16 protein-coding genes are annotated in these 17,962 nt (G+C 71.8%); 10 read left to right on the top strand and 6 right to left on the bottom strand.

Going from position 1 to position 17,962, the window contains the following annotated elements:
* Window positions 1-14: 14 nt before the first annotated feature.
* From QSK37_RS36915 to QSK37_RS36905, 3 genes are read right to left on the bottom strand one after another with little or no spacing between them, the layout of a single operon-like run.
* The gene (locus tag QSK37_RS36915) at window positions 15-1,250 is read right to left on the bottom strand and encodes a sugar ABC transporter permease (RefSeq protein ID WP_285630221.1); all 1,236 of its coding nucleotides are present in this window, start codon (window positions 1,248-1,250) and stop codon (window positions 15-17) included.
* Window positions 1,243-2,058 (bottom strand): ATP-binding cassette domain-containing protein, encoded by an 816-nt coding sequence (locus QSK37_RS36910; RefSeq protein WP_285630219.1) that lies wholly within the window; start codon window positions 2,056-2,058, stop codon window positions 1,243-1,245. Before QSK37_RS36910 ends, QSK37_RS36915 begins: the two co-directional genes overlap by 8 nt.
* Window positions 2,059-2,090: 32 nt before the next feature.
* The gene (locus QSK37_RS36905) at window positions 2,091-3,167 is read right to left on the bottom strand and encodes a substrate-binding domain-containing protein (protein ID WP_285572688.1); all 1,077 of its coding nucleotides are present in this window, start codon (window positions 3,165-3,167) and stop codon (window positions 2,091-2,093) included.
* A 273-nt stretch (window positions 3,168-3,440) separates the two neighbouring features.
* Here QSK37_RS36905 and QSK37_RS36900 point away from each other — a divergent pair, with 273 nt between their 5' ends.
* On the top strand, window positions 3,441-4,259 hold the full coding sequence (locus QSK37_RS36900; protein WP_285630217.1) for a DeoR/GlpR family DNA-binding transcription regulator: 819 nt from the start codon (window positions 3,441-3,443) through the stop codon (window positions 4,257-4,259).
* Window positions 4,256-5,080, top strand: coding sequence for an SAM-dependent methyltransferase (locus QSK37_RS36895; RefSeq protein ID WP_285630215.1), 825 nt, complete (start codon window positions 4,256-4,258; stop codon window positions 5,078-5,080). The genes QSK37_RS36900 and QSK37_RS36895 overlap by 4 nt, the downstream gene beginning before the upstream one ends.
* 42 nt (window positions 5,081-5,122) lie before the next feature.
* On the opposite strand, the gene QSK37_RS36890 is transcribed toward QSK37_RS36895, so the two are convergent.
* Both QSK37_RS36890 and QSK37_RS36885 read right to left on the bottom strand, forming a co-directional pair.
* A complete protein-coding gene (locus tag QSK37_RS36890; protein WP_285630210.1) occupies window positions 5,123-5,857 on the bottom strand; it encodes a class I SAM-dependent methyltransferase in 735 nt (244 codons plus the stop codon).
* A gap of 78 nt (window positions 5,858-5,935) precedes the next feature.
* Window positions 5,936-6,691 (bottom strand): IclR family transcriptional regulator, encoded by a 756-nt coding sequence (locus tag QSK37_RS36885; RefSeq protein ID WP_285630208.1) that lies wholly within the window; start codon window positions 6,689-6,691, stop codon window positions 5,936-5,938.
* A 58-nt stretch (window positions 6,692-6,749) separates the two neighbouring features.
* Here QSK37_RS36885 and QSK37_RS36880 point away from each other — a divergent pair, with 58 nt between their 5' ends.
* The 8 genes from QSK37_RS36880 (at window position 6,750) to QSK37_RS36845 (ending at window position 16,726) form a co-directional block, all read left to right on the top strand.
* The gene (locus tag QSK37_RS36880) at window positions 6,750-8,000 is read left to right on the top strand and encodes an FAD-dependent oxidoreductase (RefSeq protein WP_285630206.1); all 1,251 of its coding nucleotides are present in this window, start codon (window positions 6,750-6,752) and stop codon (window positions 7,998-8,000) included.
* Window positions 8,001-8,028: 28 nt separating this feature from the next.
* A complete protein-coding gene (locus tag QSK37_RS36875) occupies window positions 8,029-9,399 on the top strand; it encodes an MFS transporter (protein WP_285630204.1) in 1,371 nt (456 codons plus the stop codon).
* Window positions 9,400-9,416: 17 nt separating this feature from the next.
* Window positions 9,417-10,511, top strand: a complete 1,095-nt coding sequence (locus QSK37_RS36870; RefSeq protein ID WP_285630202.1) for a cupin domain-containing protein — start codon at window positions 9,417-9,419, stop codon at window positions 10,509-10,511.
* Window positions 10,508-11,380 carry a fumarylacetoacetate hydrolase family protein gene (locus QSK37_RS36865; protein ID WP_285630200.1) on the top strand — a complete coding sequence of 291 codons (873 nt, stop codon included), beginning with the start codon at window positions 10,508-10,510 and terminating at the stop codon, window positions 11,378-11,380. Before QSK37_RS36870 ends, QSK37_RS36865 begins: the two co-directional genes overlap by 4 nt.
* A gap of 342 nt (window positions 11,381-11,722) precedes the next feature.
* Window positions 11,723-12,931 (top strand): PP2C family protein-serine/threonine phosphatase, encoded by a 1,209-nt coding sequence (locus QSK37_RS36860; RefSeq protein WP_285630197.1) that lies wholly within the window; start codon window positions 11,723-11,725, stop codon window positions 12,929-12,931.
* Window positions 12,928-14,601 carry a sensor histidine kinase gene (locus tag QSK37_RS36855; RefSeq protein ID WP_285630195.1) on the top strand — a complete coding sequence of 558 codons (1,674 nt, stop codon included), beginning with the start codon at window positions 12,928-12,930 and terminating at the stop codon, window positions 14,599-14,601. Before QSK37_RS36860 ends, QSK37_RS36855 begins: the two co-directional genes overlap by 4 nt.
* Window positions 14,594-15,031, top strand: coding sequence for a response regulator (locus tag QSK37_RS36850; RefSeq protein WP_285630192.1), 438 nt, complete (start codon window positions 14,594-14,596; stop codon window positions 15,029-15,031). The genes QSK37_RS36855 and QSK37_RS36850 overlap by 8 nt, the downstream gene beginning before the upstream one ends.
* A 150-nt stretch (window positions 15,032-15,181) precedes the next feature.
* Window positions 15,182-16,726, top strand: a complete 1,545-nt coding sequence (locus QSK37_RS36845; protein WP_285630190.1) for an ABC transporter permease subunit — start codon at window positions 15,182-15,184, stop codon at window positions 16,724-16,726.
* A 22-nt stretch (window positions 16,727-16,748) separates the two neighbouring features.
* Here QSK37_RS36845 and QSK37_RS36840 read toward each other — a convergent pair whose 3' ends face one another.
* Window positions 16,749-17,948 (bottom strand): glycosyltransferase family 4 protein, encoded by a 1,200-nt coding sequence (locus QSK37_RS36840; RefSeq protein WP_285630188.1) that lies wholly within the window; start codon window positions 17,946-17,948, stop codon window positions 16,749-16,751.
* Window positions 17,949-17,962 lie beyond the last annotated feature (14 nt).

The following is a 17,962-nucleotide window of genomic DNA, read 5'->3' as shown; positions in this document are numbered from 1 at the left end:
TCCTTCTCCTCTCGTCAGGCGCGGCCGTGAGACGCGCGGGATCGGCGGGCCACCGCGTCGAGCGCCACCGCGAGCAGCAGCACCGCCCCGGTGACCATGTAGCGGTAGGAGGAGTCGAGGTTCAGCAGGGTGAGCCCGCTGGAGATCGACTGGATGACGACGATGCCGAACAGCGCGGCGAACGCGCTGCCCCGCCCGCCGAACAGGCTGGTACCGCCGATCACCACGGCGGCGATCGCGTTGAGGTTGACGTCACCGCCACCGCTGCTCTGGTTCGACGCGGCGAGACGAGCCGCGGCCAGGACGCCGCCGATCGCGGCGAGCGTCGTGCACAGCACGAACGCCGAGGTGTAGACGGCCTTGACGTTGATGCCCGCCCGGCGGGCCGCCTCGACGTTGCCGCCCACCGCGTAGATCGACTTGCCGTACTTCGTGCGCGTCAGCACGTAGTGCGTCACCAGGACCAGGGCGAGGAACAGCACGAACATCCAGCCGACGCCGCGGGTGCGGCCCAGGTACCAGACGGCCACGCCGGCCCCGGCGAGCAGCACGACGCTGCGCAGCAGCAGGCCCTGGATCGACGCCGCGGCGAGCCCGGCCCGGCGGCGCTCGCGCGCCCGCAGGTAGCCGCTGGCGAACAGCCCGGCCGCCGCGACCACGATCAGCGTGTACGACAGCCACTGCGGCACGAAGTCGAGCTGGGCGAAGGCGACCAGTCCGGAGTCGAACGGCAGGTTGATCGAGCCCGCGGCGCCGAGCACCCACAGCTGGATGCCGAGGAAGCCGAGCAGGCCGGCGAGCGTGATGACGAAGCTGGGCACGCCGAGCCGGTTGAACACCTGTGCGTACAGCCAGCCGACCGCCCCGGAGATCACCACCGCGGCCGGCACGGCCAGCCATGGCGACCACCCGTGGCCGACGAACAGGATCGCGGTGACCGCCGCGGCCATCCCGCTGAGCGAGCCGATCGACAGGTCGATCTGCCCGACGAGCAGCATGAACCCGACGCCCAGCGCGATGACGCCGACCGGCACGCACTCCAGCGTGAGGTTGACCAGGTTGGTGCTGGACAGGAAGACCGGGTTGAGGATCTGCATCACCGTCCAGATCACCACCAGGCCGACGACGACCGGCAGCACGCCGAGGTCGCCACCGCGGAACCGGCTCGTCAGCGCGCGCAGCCCGCCGCCGTACTCCTCCACGGTCGTCTCGCCCCGCGTCGGCGCGGGCGCCGTGCCGAGGTCACTCATCGTCGGCCTCCTTCACCGCTTCGGTGGCGCGGCGCCCACGCCGGGCGCGCCGGGTCACGGCGTTGTCGGTGGCGCCCGTGATCGCCGTGACGATCTCCTCGGAGGTGGTCTCCAGCGCGTCGAAGACGCCGTTGTTGCGGCCCAGGCGCAGCACGGCCACCTTGTCGGCGACCGCGAGCACGTCGGCCATGTTGTGGCTGATCATGATCACTCCGTGGCCGCGCTCGCGCAGCCGGTCGATCAGGTTGAGCACCTCGGCGGTCTGCGCGACGCCCAGCGCGGCGGTCGGCTCGTCGAGGATGACGATCTTCGGATCGCCGAGCAGGGAACGGGCGATCGCGACGGTCTGCCGCTGGCCGCCCGACAGCGCGGCGACCGGGATGCGCACCGTCGGGATCTTCGCCGAGAGCTGGTCGAGCAGCTCGCGGGAGCGCACCTCCATCGCCACGTCGTTGAGCCGCAGCGCCCGCAGCTCGCGGCCGAGGAACAGGTTCTCGATCACGTTGAGGTTCTCGCAGAGCGCGAGGTCCTGGAACACGGTGGCGATCCCGAGCGACTGGGCCGCGGCCGGACTCGGGATCGTCACCGCGCGGTCCTCGAAGGTGATGGTGCCCGCGTCCGGCGCGTGGACGCCCGACAGCACCTTCACCAGGGTGGACTTCCCGGCGCCGTTGTCACCGACGACGGCGACGACCTCGCCGGCCGCCACGTCGAGGTCGACGTCGGTGAGCGCGGCGACGGCGCCGAAGGTCTTGGTGATACCTCGCAGGGACAGCAGCGTGCCCGCGTCGGAGGGCGATGTGGACATGACGTTTCCTACTGGACTCCTACTCGTCCCGCCTACTTGATGCCGAGCTTGGCGCAGGCCGCCGCGTACGTCTGGGTGCAGACGGCGGAGGGCTTGAGCGCGCCGCCCGGCCCGAGCAGGACCTTGGCGATGTTGTCCTGGGTGACCACGGTCGGCGTGAACAGCTGCGACGGCGTGTTGAACAGGGTGGTCTGCGCCGCGGGCGGCTTGCCCTGGACGAACTGGTACGTCACGGTGGCGGCGGCCTCAGCGACGATCTTGATCGGCTTGGAGATCGTGTTGTACTGGTCGCCGGCGATGATCCGCTGTGCCGCGGCGAGCTCGGCGTCGTTCCCGGTCACCGGCGGCACGTCCGCGCCCGCGGCCTTGAAGGCGGCGATCGCGCCGCCGCCGGTGCCGTCGTTGGCCGCGACCACGCCGGCGATCTGGCCGCCGAACTTGCTGATCTGGCCGCTCACCCAGTCCTGCGCCTTGGCGGGGTCCCAGTTCGGCGTGTCGTACTCGGCGAGCAGCTTGATCCCGCTGGTGTCGACGGCGCTGTGGATGCCCTTCTTGATCAGCCCGGCGGCGGCGTCGGTCGGCGAGCCGTTGACCTCCAGGATCCCGCCCTTGGCCTTCTTCTCCTTGAGATGGTCGACCAGCGACTGGGCGATCAGCGCGCCGATCTTCTGGTTGTCGAAGGAGACGTAGTAGTCGGCCTTGGTCGCGGGGATCGGCCGGTCGTAGGCGATGACCTTGACGCCCTGGGACTGCGCGTTCCGCACGATCGTGGCGGCCGCCGCCGAGTCGACCGGGTCGATGACGATGGCCTTGACGCCCTGGGCCAGCACGGAGTTGGCCTGCTGCTGCTGCTTCGCGGCGTCGGCGCCGGCGTTCTGGTACAGCACGGTGCAGCCGGGGCACAGCTGCTTCATCTTGGCCTTGAACAGCGGCGCGTCGTACAGCTCGTAGCGGGTCGACGCGATGTCCGGCATCAAGAACGCGATCTTCGCGTCCTTGCCACCACCACCGGACCCGCCGGATCCGTTCGACGAGCAGGCCGCCGCCGCGGTGAGCGCGAGCAGGGCGGCCGCGGCCGCGGCGGCCGTTCTGGGCAGGAGCTTCTTCACGTTCTCCTCCGGCGAAGGGGGACGAGGAGGCACGGCGGCCATCGGGTCACCGCCTGGTTGACGTGATGAACACAACACCTCTGGTGCGAAGAATGTCAAGATTCTCGGCGTACTTAACATCGATTACTGTTAACAGCTGTTAAGAAGTGCGAGGTCCGGGTCGCCGCGGCAGGTCGCCAGCACGCCGTATCCCCCCTGTGACGGCGAAGCGGGGTGTATGTTACTTTCCACGCCAACATCACACTGCGGCGTACACGGGGGGAAGGAGCCCAGGTGACAGAGGACGCGACGGCACCCGCCGTCAGCGACGGCGCGGCCTCGCGTGAACGCCGCGAGAAGATCCGCCAGCGCGTGGCGGACGAGGGGTTCGTGCAGATCAAGGCGCTCGCCGAGGCGTACGACGTCAGCGTGATGACCATCCACCGCGACCTCGACGTGCTGCAGAGCAAGGGCTGGTTGCGCAAGATCCGCGGCGGCGCCACCGCGCAGCCGTCGGCCATGTACCACGGCGACGTACGGCACCGGCTCCAGGCGATGGCCGAGGCCAAGCGGCAACTCGCCGACGCGGCGGCCGGACTGGTCTCCCCCGGCGACTCGATCATGATCGACGAGAGCACCACCGGGCTGTCCGTCGCCGAGCTCCTGCCCTCGCGCGGCCCGCTCACCGTGATCACGAACTTCCTGGCCGCGGTCAACCTGCTGGCCGGCAAGCCCGACATCGACCTGATCGCGCTCGGCGGCGCGTACTACCCGGCGTACGACGCCTTCCTCGGGCTGCGCACCTGCGACGCCATCCGGTCCCTCCACGCGGACGTGCTGTTCATGTCCACGACCGCGATCACCAACGGCCACTGCTACCACCAGTCGCAGGAGACCGTCGCCGTCAAGCTCGCGCTGATGGACTCGGCCGACCGGCGGGTGCTGCTGGTGGACCACAGCAAGTTCGCCAAGAACGGCCTGCACCAGCTCGCGCCGCTGACCGCCTTCGACCTGGTCATCGTCGACTCCGGCACGCCGGAGGAAGAGCTCGCGGCGCTGCGCACGCGCGGCGTCCCGCTCCACGTCGCCGGCTCGGACGCGCCGCTGCCATGACGTCCGGCCGCTCCCCGCGCCACCGGGCTCCCGGCGGCTTCGACACGAGTGTCGCCAACATCGCGCGCATGAACGACTACTTCCTCGGCGGCAAGGACAACTTCGCCGCCGACCGGGACGCCGCCGACCGGCTCCTCGCCATCGCTCCGGAGATCAAGAGCATGGTCGTGGAGAACCGGCGGTTCCTCGGCCGCGCCATACGGCATCTCCGCGAGCGCGGCATCCGGCAGTTCATCGACGTCAGCGCCGGGTTGCCGACGCGGAACAACACCCACGAGGTCGCCCGGTCCCACGGCCCCGGCAGCGTGACGGTCTACGTCGACAGCGATCCCGTCGTCCTGTCCCACGCCCGCGCCATCCTGGTCGACAGCGCGTCGAGTTCGGTGGTCGAGGGCGACATCCTGCGTCCACGGGAGATGGTCGAACGCTGCCGGGACGACGGGCTGATCGACTTCGGCCGGCCGGTCGCGGTCGTCATCCTCGGCGCGCTGCAGTTCATCCCGCACTCGGACGAGCCGTTCAAGAGCGTCGCCCTCCTGCGCGACCTGCTGCCGGGCGGCAGCCACCTCGTCCTGTCCCACGCCGTGTTCGACAACCGCCCCGACGCCGTCACACCGGTCGAGGACGTCTACCGGGCCCTGTTGGACCGGCCGGGCGCCAACGCCGCCCGTACGCTCGACGAGGTGCGTCCCTTCTTCGACGGCCTGGAACTCGCCGAGCCGGGCCTGGTGCCGCTCCGCGACTGGCGTCCCGACGGACCGGTGGACACCGCGCCGCCGAAGGGCATCTGGATGGCCGGCGGCGTCGGCCGCAAGCCGTAGGGGGCCCGTCTCAAAAACCCCGCCGCGCTCCGGAGGCGGCGCTCACCGCCGTTCGGCGGTCAGCAGGATGAACAGGGCGGTCGGGAAGCCCTCGTGCCACCACGGGTCGGCGCGCACCTGCTCCTCGTTCGGGCGGGGCTCGCGGATGTCGGTGATGACGAACCCGGCGTCGCGCAACGTCGCGGAGTAGTACTCCAGCGGCCGCAGCCATGATGTGATGACCGAGGGCGACTCCAGCCCGTCCACCACGAAGTGCTGGTCGATGCCACGCGCGGCGAAGTACCGCGACGCCGGCACGCTGTCGGCGGCGCCGCGCTCGGAGGCCTCGTTGTAGAAGCACGGGTGCAGCGTGAGGACGACCAGCCGCCCGCCGCTCCGCAGCACCCGGCCGAACTCACCGATCGCGCCCGACGGGTCGGGCAGGTGGCTGAACAGGTGGTTGCAGACCACCAGGTCGAGGGTGCCGTCGCGGAGGGGCAGGGCGTCGACGCTCGCGGACGCGTACGCGCCGCCGAGCCCGGCCGCCGCCTCCACCAGTCCCCGGCAGACGTCCATCCCGGCGACGTGCGCGCCGAGTCCCGCGAGCCGGCGGGTGAGATACCCCTCGCCGCACCCGGCGTCGAGGACCCGCAGCCCGGCGCACTCCCCGACCGCGCCGAGCAGGGCGTCGTCGGTGAGCTCCGTCCGGTAGCGGTCCCGCCCCTCCCGGATGATCTTCACCCAGTACGCGGCGTTGGCCTCCCACCGTTCACGCGTCAGCTCCGTACCCGCGTCCATCCGATCGCCTTCCCCTCTGCCTCGACCCGTGTCCCGCCGAGATCAGGAAAGTCGGGAACCGGCGGCCTGTCCAGGGACTCACACCGCGGCATGGAGCAGGTCCTCCACGGCGCGCGCCGCCTCGGTCACGAGGGGGGCGAGGGCACGGCCGGCCTCGACGGTCGGCATCCGGCTCGAAGGGATGACGGCGGCGATGGCGGCGACCGGGGCTCCGGTCAGGTCGCGCATCGCGGCGCCCACCGCGCAGATGCCGCTCTCGCCTTCCTCAACGTTGAGCGCGTAGCCGGTACGCCGGATCTCGGCCAGCTCTGCCAGCAGGTCCTCCCAGTCCGCGACCGAGGAAGACGTGCGCGCGGGCAGGTCGTGACCGGCGTAACGGCGAGTCAGATCGGCGGGTGGCATCGCCGCCAGGAGCGACTTGCCGCCCGCCGTGCAGTTGGCCGGCAACACCACACCTGTACGGCTGCCGACACGGACCGCGCGCGGGCTCTCCACGCAGTCGATGAACCGGACGTCGCGGCCCTCCAGCGTGCTGAGGCTGATCGTCTCCTGGGTGCGTTCGCGCAGGTCCTCCAGGACGGGGCGGGCGACACGGCGGATGTCGATACCGCCGATGGCGGCGGCACCGATCTCGGTCAGCGCCGGCCCGGGACGGTAGACGCCGTTCGGCTTGTCCTGGACCACGAACCCGTGCCGAAGCAGCGCGGCGAGCAGCCGGTGCGCGGTCGAGCGTGCGGTGCCCAGGGTCTCGGCCGCCTCGGCGACGCGGATCACCTTCCGCTCCCCCACCAGTTGCAGCAGCCGGAGTGCGTTGTCCACCGAAGAATTCGACATAGCGGAACTATATAGAGAACTATTCCCATAGGAAGAACGATTTCGTAGTGTCCCGGACATGCCGAACAGAACCGATCTCCCGGTGGTCGTCATCGGAGCGGGCCCGGTCGGGATGACCGCCGCCGCCTCACTTGTACGGCAGGACGTGCCCGTGGTCGTCGTCGAGACCGCCCCGCGGCCGAGCCCGGACTGGCGCGCCTCCACCTTCCACGCGGCGACGCTCGAACTGCTGGAGGAGATCGACATCACCGGGCGGATGCACGACGAGGGCCTGGTGGTGCCCAGGTACCAGTTCCGTGACCGCGCCGAGGGTCTCGTCGCCGAGTTCGACCTCGGGCTCCTCGCCGACGAGACCCGCTACCCGTACCGGCTCCAGCTCAACCAGCAGCACCTCGTGCGCTTCCTGTACGAGCGGCTGCACCGGGAGCCGGACGCCGACCTGCTGTTCGGGTCGCGGTTCATCGGCGCGGAGCAGGACGGCGACGCCGTGACCGTGACCATCGAGACCCCGCAAGGGCCGCGGACACTGCGCGCCGCCTACCTCATCGGTGCCGATGGCCCGCGCAGCACGGTCCGGCGGTCCCTGGCCATCCCGTTCGAGGGCCACACCTACACCGAGCGCTTCCTGATCGTCAGCACCCCGGTGGACATGCGCGAACAGCTCCCCGGCATCGCCGAGGTCAACTACATCGCCGACCCGGACGAGTGGCTGTTCATCCTGCGCACCCCGGAGTCGTGGCGGGTGTTGTGGCCGGTGCCGGCGCGGGTGCCGGCCGAGGAGGCGACCCGGCCGGACGTGATGCAGGCGCGCCTGCGGGGCGTCGCGCCACGCCCGGAGGGCTACCCGATCGTCGACCACCAGATCTACAGCGTGCACCAGCGGGTCGCGAGCGTCTTCCGGCGCGGTCGCGCCTTCCTCATCGGCGATGCGGCGCATATCAACAGCCCGATGGGAGGTGTGGGGCTCAACAGCGGCATCCACGACGCCATGGACCTGACGCGCCGGATGGTACGGGTCCGCCGGGGCGAGGCGGGCGAGGAGGAGTTCGACGCCTTCGCCGAGTGTCGCCGCCGCATCGCGCTGGAGTACGTGCAGGCCGACACCGAGCGCAACACGCAGCGCATGCGCGAGCGCGACGAGACGCTCCGCCGCCGCAACCAGGCCGAACTGCGCGCCATCGCCGCCGATCCCGGCCGCGCCCGTGTATGGCTGCGGCGCGTCTCGCTGCTGGAGAGCGTGCGCAGGTTCGGCATCGGCGTACCCGCCGCCGAACTCCGTGACCGACTGGCCGAACCGTCCCTGTCCTGACCCTCACCCCTCGGCCCAGGAGGCTCCCATGGCCGCCATCGAGTCCGGCCCGCCGCTGGACGCCCGCGAAGAACTCCGGTCCGCGTCACTGACGCCGTTCCACTGGACGCTCATCGCCTCGATCATCGCAGCGACCGTCTTCGACGGTTACGACACGCTCAACCCGTCGTACGTCATCCACTACGTGGTCAAGCCGTGGGGCCTGAGTCACAGCGAGGCCGGGTTCCTCGTCTCCTCCGGACTGATCGGCTTCGCGGTCGGCGCCCTCGCCCACGGGCCGGTCGCCGACCGGTACGGCCGGCGGCCGGTGCTGCTGTCCGCACTGCTGTTCGCAGGGGTGTTCAGCGTGCTGACCGCCGCACTGGCCGGCTCGTTCACGACGTTCGTGGCGCTCCGCGGCGTCACCGGGCTGAGCCTCGGCGTGATCATGCCGCTGGGCACCGCCTACATCAACGAGTTCACCCCGGCCGCCAGCGGCAACCGGATGGGCACGCTCGGCATCTCCGGATACGCCTTCGGCGGCGTGCTCGCCTCGGCCGCCGGGATCTGGCTCACCCCCGGCCACGGCTGGCAGATCCTCTACTGGCTCGGCGGCCTGTCCGTACCGATCGCGATCGTCCTGTGGTTCACCCTGCCGGAGTCGGTGCAGTTCCTGGTGATGCGCGGCCGGCACGAGGACGCCGCCGAGGTCCTCGGCCGCGTACGCCCCGACCGGGCCGGAGCGTACGCCGGAGCCGTGTTCGGGCGGCCTCGCGACCGTGCCCGTACCGTGGAGATCGTCGCGATCCTGCTGTCGGACCGGTACCGGCGGACGACCATCGCGCTGTGGGCCTGCGCCTTCCTCGTGCTGTTCGACATCTACGGGCTGTCCGGCTGGATGCCGACGCTCATGGAGGCGCGCGGCAACGGTTTCGGCACCTCGTTCTCCTTCGGCGCGCTGCTGCAGATCGGTGGCGTCGTCGGTGGCCTGTTCGTCGCGCTGCTGGACGACCGCGGGTGGACCAGCATGCGACGCGGGCTCGTCTACCTGCTCGCGGTGAGCACCGTCGCGGTCGCGCTCATCGCGGCCATCGACGGCACGGTGGTGGACGTCGTGCTCGTGGCGGTCGCCGGGTTCGGCATCGTCGGCGGCCAGTTCGTGCTGAACGGCCTGGCGGCCCAGTCGTACCCGACGCATGTGCGCGGCACCGGGACCGGCGCGATGTTCGGCGTCGGACGGGTCGGGGCGATCCTCGGCCCGTACGCCGGCGGGTGGCTGCTCGGCTGGTTCCACGACGACAACACGGTGCTGTTCGTCGCCGTCGCCGTGGCCGCCGCGCTCGGCGCGCTGGTCGCGCTCGGCCTGGGCCGCCGCCCGGGAATGGTGGCCGCGCCGGTGGCCGCCGACTCGCTCACCTGAGAGGGAGGTAAATCCTCGTGACCGTGAACATCGACCAGGCGCTGGAGGCGTTCTACCGGGACGTCGACGCGGTCGGTCTCGCCCCCCTGTGGACCGTGACCGGCGAGTTGCTCACGCCGACGCCACGGCCGAAGGCCGTGCCGTGGCTGTGGTCGGCGCGCACCTACCGGCCACTGGCCGAGCGGGCCATCGGCCTCATCCCGGTCGAGCGCGGCGGCGAACGCCGGGTGCTCAGCCTGCGCAACCCCGGACTGGGCGGACGCCCGTACGCCGCGGGCACGCTGTGGGGAGCGGTGCAGTGCCTCGGTGGACGCGAGACCGCACCGGCGCACCGGCACACCCCTGGGGCGATCCGGTTCGTGCTCGAAGGCGAGGGCGTGTTCACCACGGTCAACGGCGACGCCTGCGACATGCGGCCCGGCGACCTCGTGCTCACCCCGGCCTGGGCCTGGCACGACCACTCCAGCACCACTGACGGTTCGATGCTGTGGTTCGACGGGCTCGACCTGCCGATGATCGAAGCGCTGGACGGCATCTTCTTCGAGCCGCACCCGGCCACCAGCCAGCCGGTCGACGGGGAGCGCAACCGGTCTGTCGCGGCCTACGGCGCCTCGTCCGGGCGGTTCGCCGACGAACAGGTCACCGGCGCGCTCGATCCGAAGCCCTCGCCGCTGCTCGTCTACCGCTGGAACGACACTGCCGCCGAACTGGACCGGCGTGCGGCCGAACGCCCCGACGCCGCCACGGTCGCGGTGGAGTTCGCCAACCCGCGGTCGGGCGCGAGCGTGCTGCCCACGCTCGCCTGCGGCGTGCGCCGGTTGATCGCCGGCCGTTCGACGACGCCGTGCCGGCGGTCCGGCAACCAGATCTTCGTGGTGCACCGCGGCGTCGGGCACAGCGTGATCGACGAACAACGGTTCGACTGGGAACCGGGCGACATGTTCGTCGTGCCGTCGTGGTCGGCCGTGGAGCACCACGCCGCCGAGAACGCCGACCTCTTCGGTATCAGTGACGCCCCGGTCCTGCGCGCGCTCGGCATCTACCGCGAGGAGACGCTCGCCGCGGCGCAGGCCGTCACGTCCACCTTCGTCCCCCAGCAAGGAGTCCTGTGAAGCTCGCCCTGTTCGACGACCACCGGCTCGGCGTCGTCACCGGTGAGACGGTCACCGACGTGACCGGCGCCCTGCCGTGGCCGCACGAAGCCGATCCGCTGACGGCCGGGTGGTGGCGCCGGCTGTGCCGGGACTTCCCCGCCGTACGACCGGCGCTGGAGGAGGCCGCCGCGGCGGGATCGGCCGTGCCCGTGGCGGAGGTACGGCTGCTGGCGCCCGCGCTCAACCCGTCGAAGATCGTGGCGTGCGCGAGCAATTACGCGGCGCACGTGGAGGAGATGCACGGGGTCCAGGAGCGGACGCTCGGCAAGGTCGAGTCGTGGATGATGAACTTCGACGTCTTCCTGAAGGCGCCGTCGTCGATCAGCGGGCCTCGCGACGCCATCGTCCTGCCCGCCGCGGAGGTCGCCGCCGGTCACGAGATCCACCACGAGTCCGAGCTGGTCATCGTCGTCGCCCGCGGCGGCAAGGACATTCCGGAGGAGGACGCCCTCGCCCACGTGTTCGGCTACACGCTCGGGCTCGACATGACCGTCCGCAGCACGGGCGACCGCTCGCGTCGCAAGAGCTATGACACCTTCAGCCCGGTCGGCCCGTGGATCACCACCGCTGACGAGGCCACCGACCCGGCCGCCTTCCAGATCGACCTCGTCGTGAACGGCGACGACCACCGCCAGCACGTGACGACGAAGGAGTTGCTGACCCCCGTACCGGCGATCGTGTCCTACGCCTCCCGGGTCATGACGCTGGTGCCCGGCGACCTCATCTTCACCGGGGCGCCTCCTGGCGTCGGCCCGATCCGGCCGGGCGACCTCATCGACACATCGATCAGTGGCATCGGCGCGATGCGGTTGACGGTGCGGTCGTGACTCCGGCGCGTGGCCCCGGCCCGGATCGGGGCCACGCGCCGCGAGGCGGCCGAGGGCCTGCCGGCCACGGAGGTCCGCCAGGACAGCGGTGACCTCCGCCCGCCGAAGGACACGGCCGCAGACGCACGGCGCCCGTGAGGTCCCTCGGTGGCGCCGATGAGCCGTGTGGCGCATACGGGGCGGTCCGTTGTCGCTCGGCAATTACGGCCGGTATCGTGGCACACCACCATCGAAGCGGGCTTCCCGCTCAAGAAGCGGGAGTGTGCGAGTGACCATGGTTCGTGGGGCGGACGGACCCTCGGGCGCGGCCCCGCACACGTCTCGTGAAAGGCCGGGAGCCCGGTGAGGACCGTTGGTGCGTCGTCGGCGGCGGACGTTCCGGTGGTGGGGCGTGACGCGCTGCGGATCCTGCTGATCGAGGACGACCTGGGCGACGCGGTGCTGGTCCAGGAGTTCCTCGACGAGACGGACCTGGACGCGGGCCTGTCCGTGGCCCGCAGCCTCGCCGAGGCCCGCGAGATGCTGGCCGGCGCGCCGAACTTCCACTGCGTGCTGCTGGACCTGTCGCTGCCGGACGCCGACGGCCTGGACCTGCTGCGGGAGGTCCTCTCCCTGGCCCCGCGTGCCGCCGTGCTCGTGCTGACCGGGTTGAACGACGCGCAGGTCGGGGTGGCGGCGGTCGCCGCCGGCGCCGAGGACTATCTGGTCAAGCAGGAGGTCGAGCCCGCGCTGCTGGCGCGGGCGCTGCGCTACGCGCTCGAGCGGAAACGCGCCGAGGCGTCCGAGCGCGAACTCGTCGAGGCGCGTCTGCTCGGCCGGGAGAACACCCGCCTGGCCCAGGGCCTGCTCCCGGTCCCGCGACTCCGGGACGGCGGGCTGCGCCACCACACCCGCTACCGTCCCGGCCGCCGCCGCGCCCTGCTCGGCGGCGACTTCTACGACACCATCCAGACCCCCGACGGCGCCGTCCACCTCATGATCGGCGACGTCAGCGGCCACGGCCCCGATGAGGCCTCGCTCGGCGTACGGCTCCGCATGGCCTGGCGCACGCTCGTCCTGACCGGTCTCACGGGCGGTCACCTGCTCACCACTCTCGACGAGGTCCTGACCCTGGAGCGGTGGACCGAAGAGATCTTCACCACCCTCTGCATGATCACCATCGCGCCCGACCAGACCCACGCCACCGTCTACCGTGCCGGGCACCCCCGGCCCCTGCTGTTCGGCGGCGCCACCGTCGAGGCGCTCCCGGAGGACGACTGCGGCCCCGCGCTCGGCCTGTTCCCCGACGCCGAGTGGCCCGCGGCCACCGTCGCGCTGCCCGGCGACTGGGCCCTGATGCTCTACACCGACGGGCTCATCGAAGGACGCGTCGGCGACGGTCCCCAGCGGCTCGACACCGAAGGCCTGCTCGGCCTCACCCGTGACGCGCTGGACGACGGCCTGACCGGGCAGGACCTCCTCGACGCCCTCGTCGCCGAGGCCGAGAACCTCAACGGCGGCGGGCTCACCGACGACCTCGCCATCCTCCTGCTCAGCGGAGAACGCCCGTGACCGCGGACGGCGACGCCGCCCCCGAGACCACCGACGACGCGTCTCCCCGGCCCGACGCGGGCGACTCCGCGCCCGCCGATCCGCCGGTCATCGCTCCGTTCGTGCCCACGGTGCCGAAGAGCCGGCTCGGCCGCGTACGGATCGGTCAGTGGTTCGGGCTCGGCGGGCTGATCCTCGGGATCCTCCTCATCGCCTCCCTCGCCCAGTCGGGCGCGGCGATCTACCGCCAGTCGCACACTCGCGAGCTCATCACCGGTCACATCGTCCCGGCGGCGCTGCTGCAGTCGCAGCTGAGCGGCGCCATCGGCCAGCAGGACACGGCGATCCGCCAGTACGCGGCCTCCGGCGACCGCGCCGCGCTCGCGACGTACCGGCAGAAGATCGCCGAACAGGCCCGTGCGTCCGCCACCATGCGGCGCCTGCTGAGCGAGGTCGGCGGCTCCGGCCGTTCCGTCGCCGACATCGCCGCCCTCGACCGGGCCGCCGCGAACTGGCGCGCCGGGTACGCCGAGCCCCTCGCCGCCCGGCGCGGCTCCGCGCCGGACACCGGAGAGGCGCCCTTCTCGCGGATCCGCGCCGCCAACGCGTCGCTCCAGAAGGACCAGACCGCCCTGTACCAGAGGTTCGCCCGCCGGCTGGACGATCGGGTCGAGGAGGTCTACTGGTCCCTGGCCTTGGCCGTACTGATCACCGTGCTGTCGGCGGCCGGTCTCACGTGGCTGATCCGGCGGGGCGTGCTCCGCCCGCTGTCGTCACTGGCCACCAACGTACGGGCGGTGGCGCAGGGCGACCTCACCCACTCGCTCGAACTCCGCGGCTCGGCGGAGTTCGTCGAGCTGGCCGCCATCGTCGACGGCATGCGGCAGCGCCTCATCGACGAGTGGCGCTTCACCTCCGAGGCCCGGCGCCGGCTGGACGAACAGGCCACCGAGCTGCGCCGGTCCAACGCCGAGCTGGAACAGTTCGCGTACGTCGCGAGCCACGACCTGCAGGAGCCGCTGCGGAAGGTCGCCAGCTTCTGCCGGATGCTGGAGCGGAAGTACGGCGACAAGCTGGACGACCGCGGCAAGCAGTACGTCGACTTCGCGGTCGACGGCGCCAAGCGCATGCAGGTGCTCATCAACGACCTGCTGAGCTTCTCTCGCGTCGGACGGATCGAGCGCCGCGAGGCAACGATCGACCTGCGGGTGTGCCTGGAGCGGGCGCTGTTCAGCCTCGCCCAGCTGCGCGAGGAGACCGAGGCCGAGGTGACCGCCGACGAGCTGCCGCGGCTGCCGGGCGACCAGACGCAGTACACCCAGTTGCTGCAGAACCTCATCGGCAACGCGATCAAGTTTCACGGCGACGAGCCGCCACGCGTGCACATCGGCGCCCGCCGGGACGGCGCGTTCTGGGAGTTCTCCTGCTCCGACAACGGCATCGGGATCGACGCCAAGTACGGTGAACGCATCTTCCTCATCTTCCAGCGCCTCCATCCCCAGGACGTCTACACGGGGACGGGCATCGGCCTGGCGATGTGCAAGAAGATCGTCGAGCATCACGGAGGCCGGATCTGGCTCGACACCTCCGCGTCCGCCTCCGATGACCCGAACGACTCCGGTACCACCGCCGGCGGTGGTACCGGCACGACCATCCGCTGGACCCTTCCCGCTGGAGAGAACGATGGCTGACGGCGCACGCTCGATCGAGGTCCTCCTCGTGGAGGACGACCCCGGTGACGTGCTCCTGACCAAGGAGGCGTTCGACGACAACAAGGTCAGCAACAATCTCCACGTCGTCAGCGACGGCGAGGAGGCGACGGCCTACCTCCGGCGGCAGGGTCCGCACGCCGGCGCACCCCGGCCCGACCTGATCCTGCTCGACCTCAACCTGCCGCGTAAGGACGGCCGGGAGGTCCTGCGCGACATCAAGGCCGACCCGGACCTGCGCTCCATCCCCGTTGTCGTGCTGACGACGTCGGAGGCGGACGAGGACATCCTGAACAGCTACGACCTGCACGCGAACGCGTACGTCACCAAGCCGGTGGACTTCGACAACTTCATCCGCATCGTCCGCCAGATCGACGACTTCTTCGTGTCGGTCGTCAAACTGCCCCACTGAGCGACCCGCTACGGACGCCGCCGGCGCCGTGACCGAGGTGCGGCCAGGGCGGGCTTTCCGGCGTGCGTCCACTTTCCGCCGATCTGTCGATCATCGGCGCGCCCGGGTGGAATCATGTCCGCGGATGGACGTGCTCCAGAGGAGGCGGCAGTGAGTCAACCCCCCGGCGAGTCCCCGGCCGACGAGTCTCCGTCGGGCGGATCCGCGGAGAGCGAGCGCACGTCCGGCCGTCCGGACGGCCCCGGCGACGGCCCGGCCGACGCGACCCGGACCGACCGCCCGCACGAGGCCGCCTCCAGCGGAGCCGGGCAACCCTCGCAACCCGCCTCCGGCATCACCGGACAACCCGCGTCCGGCGGGGCTGGGCAACCCACGTCCGGCGGGACCGGACAGCCTGCGTCCGGCGGGACCGGGCAACCCGCACAACCCGCCTCCAGCACCACCGGACCGCCCGCGTTCGGTGGGGGCGGGCAGCCCGCGCCGCAGGCGCCTGCGGGGGTGCCGGGTGCGCCCCCAGGGCAGGGTGCGGCACCGTGGTGGGCGCAGGGACAGGCGGCGCCTCCGCCGCCCGGGATGCCGCAGCAACCGCCCCCGCCGCCGTACCAGCCTCCGCAGCCGGCCTGGGCCTACGGGCATCAGGCGCCGGGCGGTCCGCCGCCGCGGCCGTCCACCGCACCGGTCGCACCGGACGCGTCCGCCGGCCGTGACCGGCTGCTCCCCCACCTGATCTGGGAGGGCGTGCTCCTGGTCATCGCCGTCCTCCTGATGATCGGGGTGGCCGCCGGAAGTTCCCCGCACGGCGTCACCTCGGCCCTGGGCCAGGCCGGATACCTCGGCCTGCTGGCCGCCGGGCTGGCGTTCTCCTTTCGCACCGGCTCGCCGAACCTCGCGGCCGGGACCATCACCGGCTTCACCGGCACGCTGGCCGCCTACCTCGCCACCGCGCACGGCTGGGGCACCTTTCCCGCCGTGCTCGTGGCGATCGTCCTCGCCACGCTCATCGGGTTCGTGCTCGGCGTCCTGGTCGCCGTGCTGTCGGTGCCGTCCTGGGCGCTGACGCTCGGGGCCGCCGCCGTCATCCAGGCGATCGTGCTCAAGCTGACCCATGGCGTGCTGATCCCGATGCCGTTCCACAGCTCGTACTCGACCGCCATGTGGTACGGGATCTTCCTCGTGGTCTCGGTGGGCGGCGGTGCGCTGTGGCTCGTCCCCGGGGTCCGCACCGCGCTGGGCACCGCCCGCAGGACCGGCGACCCGGCGCGGTGGACCGACCCGCGCGGCAGTCTCGGCGTCGTCGCCGGGCTCACCGGATCCAGCCTCCTCGCCGGGCTGGCCGCCGTTCCGATGCTCATCCGTCTTCAGGCGGCCGATTCGCAGGGCTCGAGCCTGACCACGCTCGCCCTCGCCGCCGTGCTGCTGGGCGGGGTCAGCGTCTTCGGACGCCGGGCCGGGGTGTTCGGCACCCTGTTCGCGGTCACGATCATCGCGCTGCTCCAGTGGATCATCGCCTACAACGGCGCCACCTCCTGGGTCGGAACGCTCGTCGTGGGCCTCGCCGCGCTGGTCGGTCTCGGCGTCAGCCGGGGAATCGAGGGCATCACCGACGTACTGAACCGGCCCCGCCCCGCGACCGCCACTCCCCCGCCGCCGGTCCCGCCGTACGGCACGCCGCCACCGCCGCCGCCCGCCCGCTGATCGACCGTCGTACGGGCTCCCGTCAGCGGCGCAGGACGCGGCGGAGACGCCGGCGCCACACCGTGGAACGGCTCCGGGTGCGGCGGCTCTCGGCCAGTTCCGCGAAGAGCCGTTCGTACCGCCCGACGATGGGTCCGGGGTCGAAGCGCCGGGCCGAGACCAGCGCGGCCTGCCCCATGTGGCGGCGGGCCGTCTCGTCGGAGACGAGTTCGAGGAGCGCGCCGGCCAGGGCCTGACCGTCGTCGACCGGGACGAGCAGGCCGTCGACCCCCGGCGTGATGATCTCCGCGGGACCCAGCGGGCAGTCCGTGCTCACCACCGGCACCCCGCAGCGCATGGCCTCGGCCAGCGTCATCCCGAAGGACTCCGCGGTGGAGGCGGACGCGACGATGGCGGCCTGGGCGAACTCGGCCTCGATCGGGGAGCGCGCCCCCATCAACCTCGCCTGCCCGTCGAGGCCACGCTCCCCGATCAGCTCGGTCAGGCGTTCCCGCTCCGGTCCGGCGCCGTAGATCCGCAGGGTCCACTCGGGGTACTTGGCGGCGACCTGCCCGTACGCGTCGATCAGCAGGTCGAAGCGTTTTCCGCGGACGAGCCGCCCGGCGGCCGCGATCACGGGCGCGGCGCCGTCCGACGGCGGGACCGGCGGTTCCGGTACGACGTTGGGCACGGCCACCACGCGGACGCCCGGCAACGGCATCCGCGCCCGGTAGACGGCGGCGTCCGCCTCGGTCGTGGTGACCACCGCGTCCAGGTCGGCGTAGTGACGGGCCAGTTCGGCGCGCAGCCTCTTGCTGTGAGCGTCGTGGGTCAGGTGCTCCTGCGCGATGCGCAGCGCACCGCGCGGGCCGAACCGGGCGAGGTAGACGTTGACGCCGGGCCGGGTGCCGATGATCACGTCGGCCGTGCAGCGGCGCAGGTACTCCTCGGCTCGCAGGTCGGTGAGCCGGCTGTACTGCCGGTACCGCTTCTCGGCGGCCGGGAAGGCGACGGCCGGCTCATGCAGCCGCGGGTCCGCCGCGTCGGGCGAGCCCTCGCGCAGGTCCACCAGCGGAACCAGCCGTACGCGCGGATCGACCGCGAACCGGGGGCGCGCACGGTGGCGGAGCATGGAGACGATCTCCACGTCGTGGCGGTCGGCGAGCGCGGCGGCCAGGTTCAACGTCGTACGGATCGTCCCGCCGATGCCGTAGGCGTTGTGGATCAAAAAAGTGATCTGCACTTCCCGTCCTCCCC

Origin of the sequence: Actinoallomurus iriomotensis, from assembly GCF_030269445.1 — a bacterium.
GTDB classification, from domain to species: Bacteria; Actinomycetota; Actinomycetes; order Streptosporangiales; family Streptosporangiaceae; genus Actinoallomurus; species Actinoallomurus iriomotensis.
Note: the sequence above shows the minus strand (reverse complement) of the source record. Positions and strands in the feature narration are given on the sequence as shown.

Excerpts from the sequence above, each read along its gene's own strand:
- QSK37_RS36915 (WP_285630221.1), bottom strand. The coding sequence starts at position 1,250 with ATGAGTGACCTCGGCACGGCGCCCGCGCCGACGCGGGGCGAGACGACC.
- QSK37_RS36910 (WP_285630219.1), bottom strand. The coding sequence starts at position 2,058 with ATGTCCACATCGCCCTCCGACGCGGGCACGCTGCTGTCCCTGCGAGGT.
- QSK37_RS36895 (WP_285630215.1), top strand. The coding sequence starts at position 4,256 with ATGACGTCCGGCCGCTCCCCGCGCCACCGGGCTCCCGGCGGCTTCGAC.
- QSK37_RS36890 (WP_285630210.1), bottom strand. The coding sequence starts at position 5,857 with ATGGACGCGGGTACGGAGCTGACGCGTGAACGGTGGGAGGCCAACGCC.
- QSK37_RS36885 (WP_285630208.1), bottom strand. The coding sequence starts at position 6,691 with ATGTCGAATTCTTCGGTGGACAACGCACTCCGGCTGCTGCAACTGGTG.
- QSK37_RS36880 (WP_285630206.1), top strand. The coding sequence starts at position 6,750 with ATGCCGAACAGAACCGATCTCCCGGTGGTCGTCATCGGAGCGGGCCCG.
- QSK37_RS36875 (WP_285630204.1), top strand. The coding sequence starts at position 8,029 with ATGGCCGCCATCGAGTCCGGCCCGCCGCTGGACGCCCGCGAAGAACTC.
- QSK37_RS36850 (WP_285630192.1), top strand. The coding sequence starts at position 14,594 with ATGGCTGACGGCGCACGCTCGATCGAGGTCCTCCTCGTGGAGGACGAC.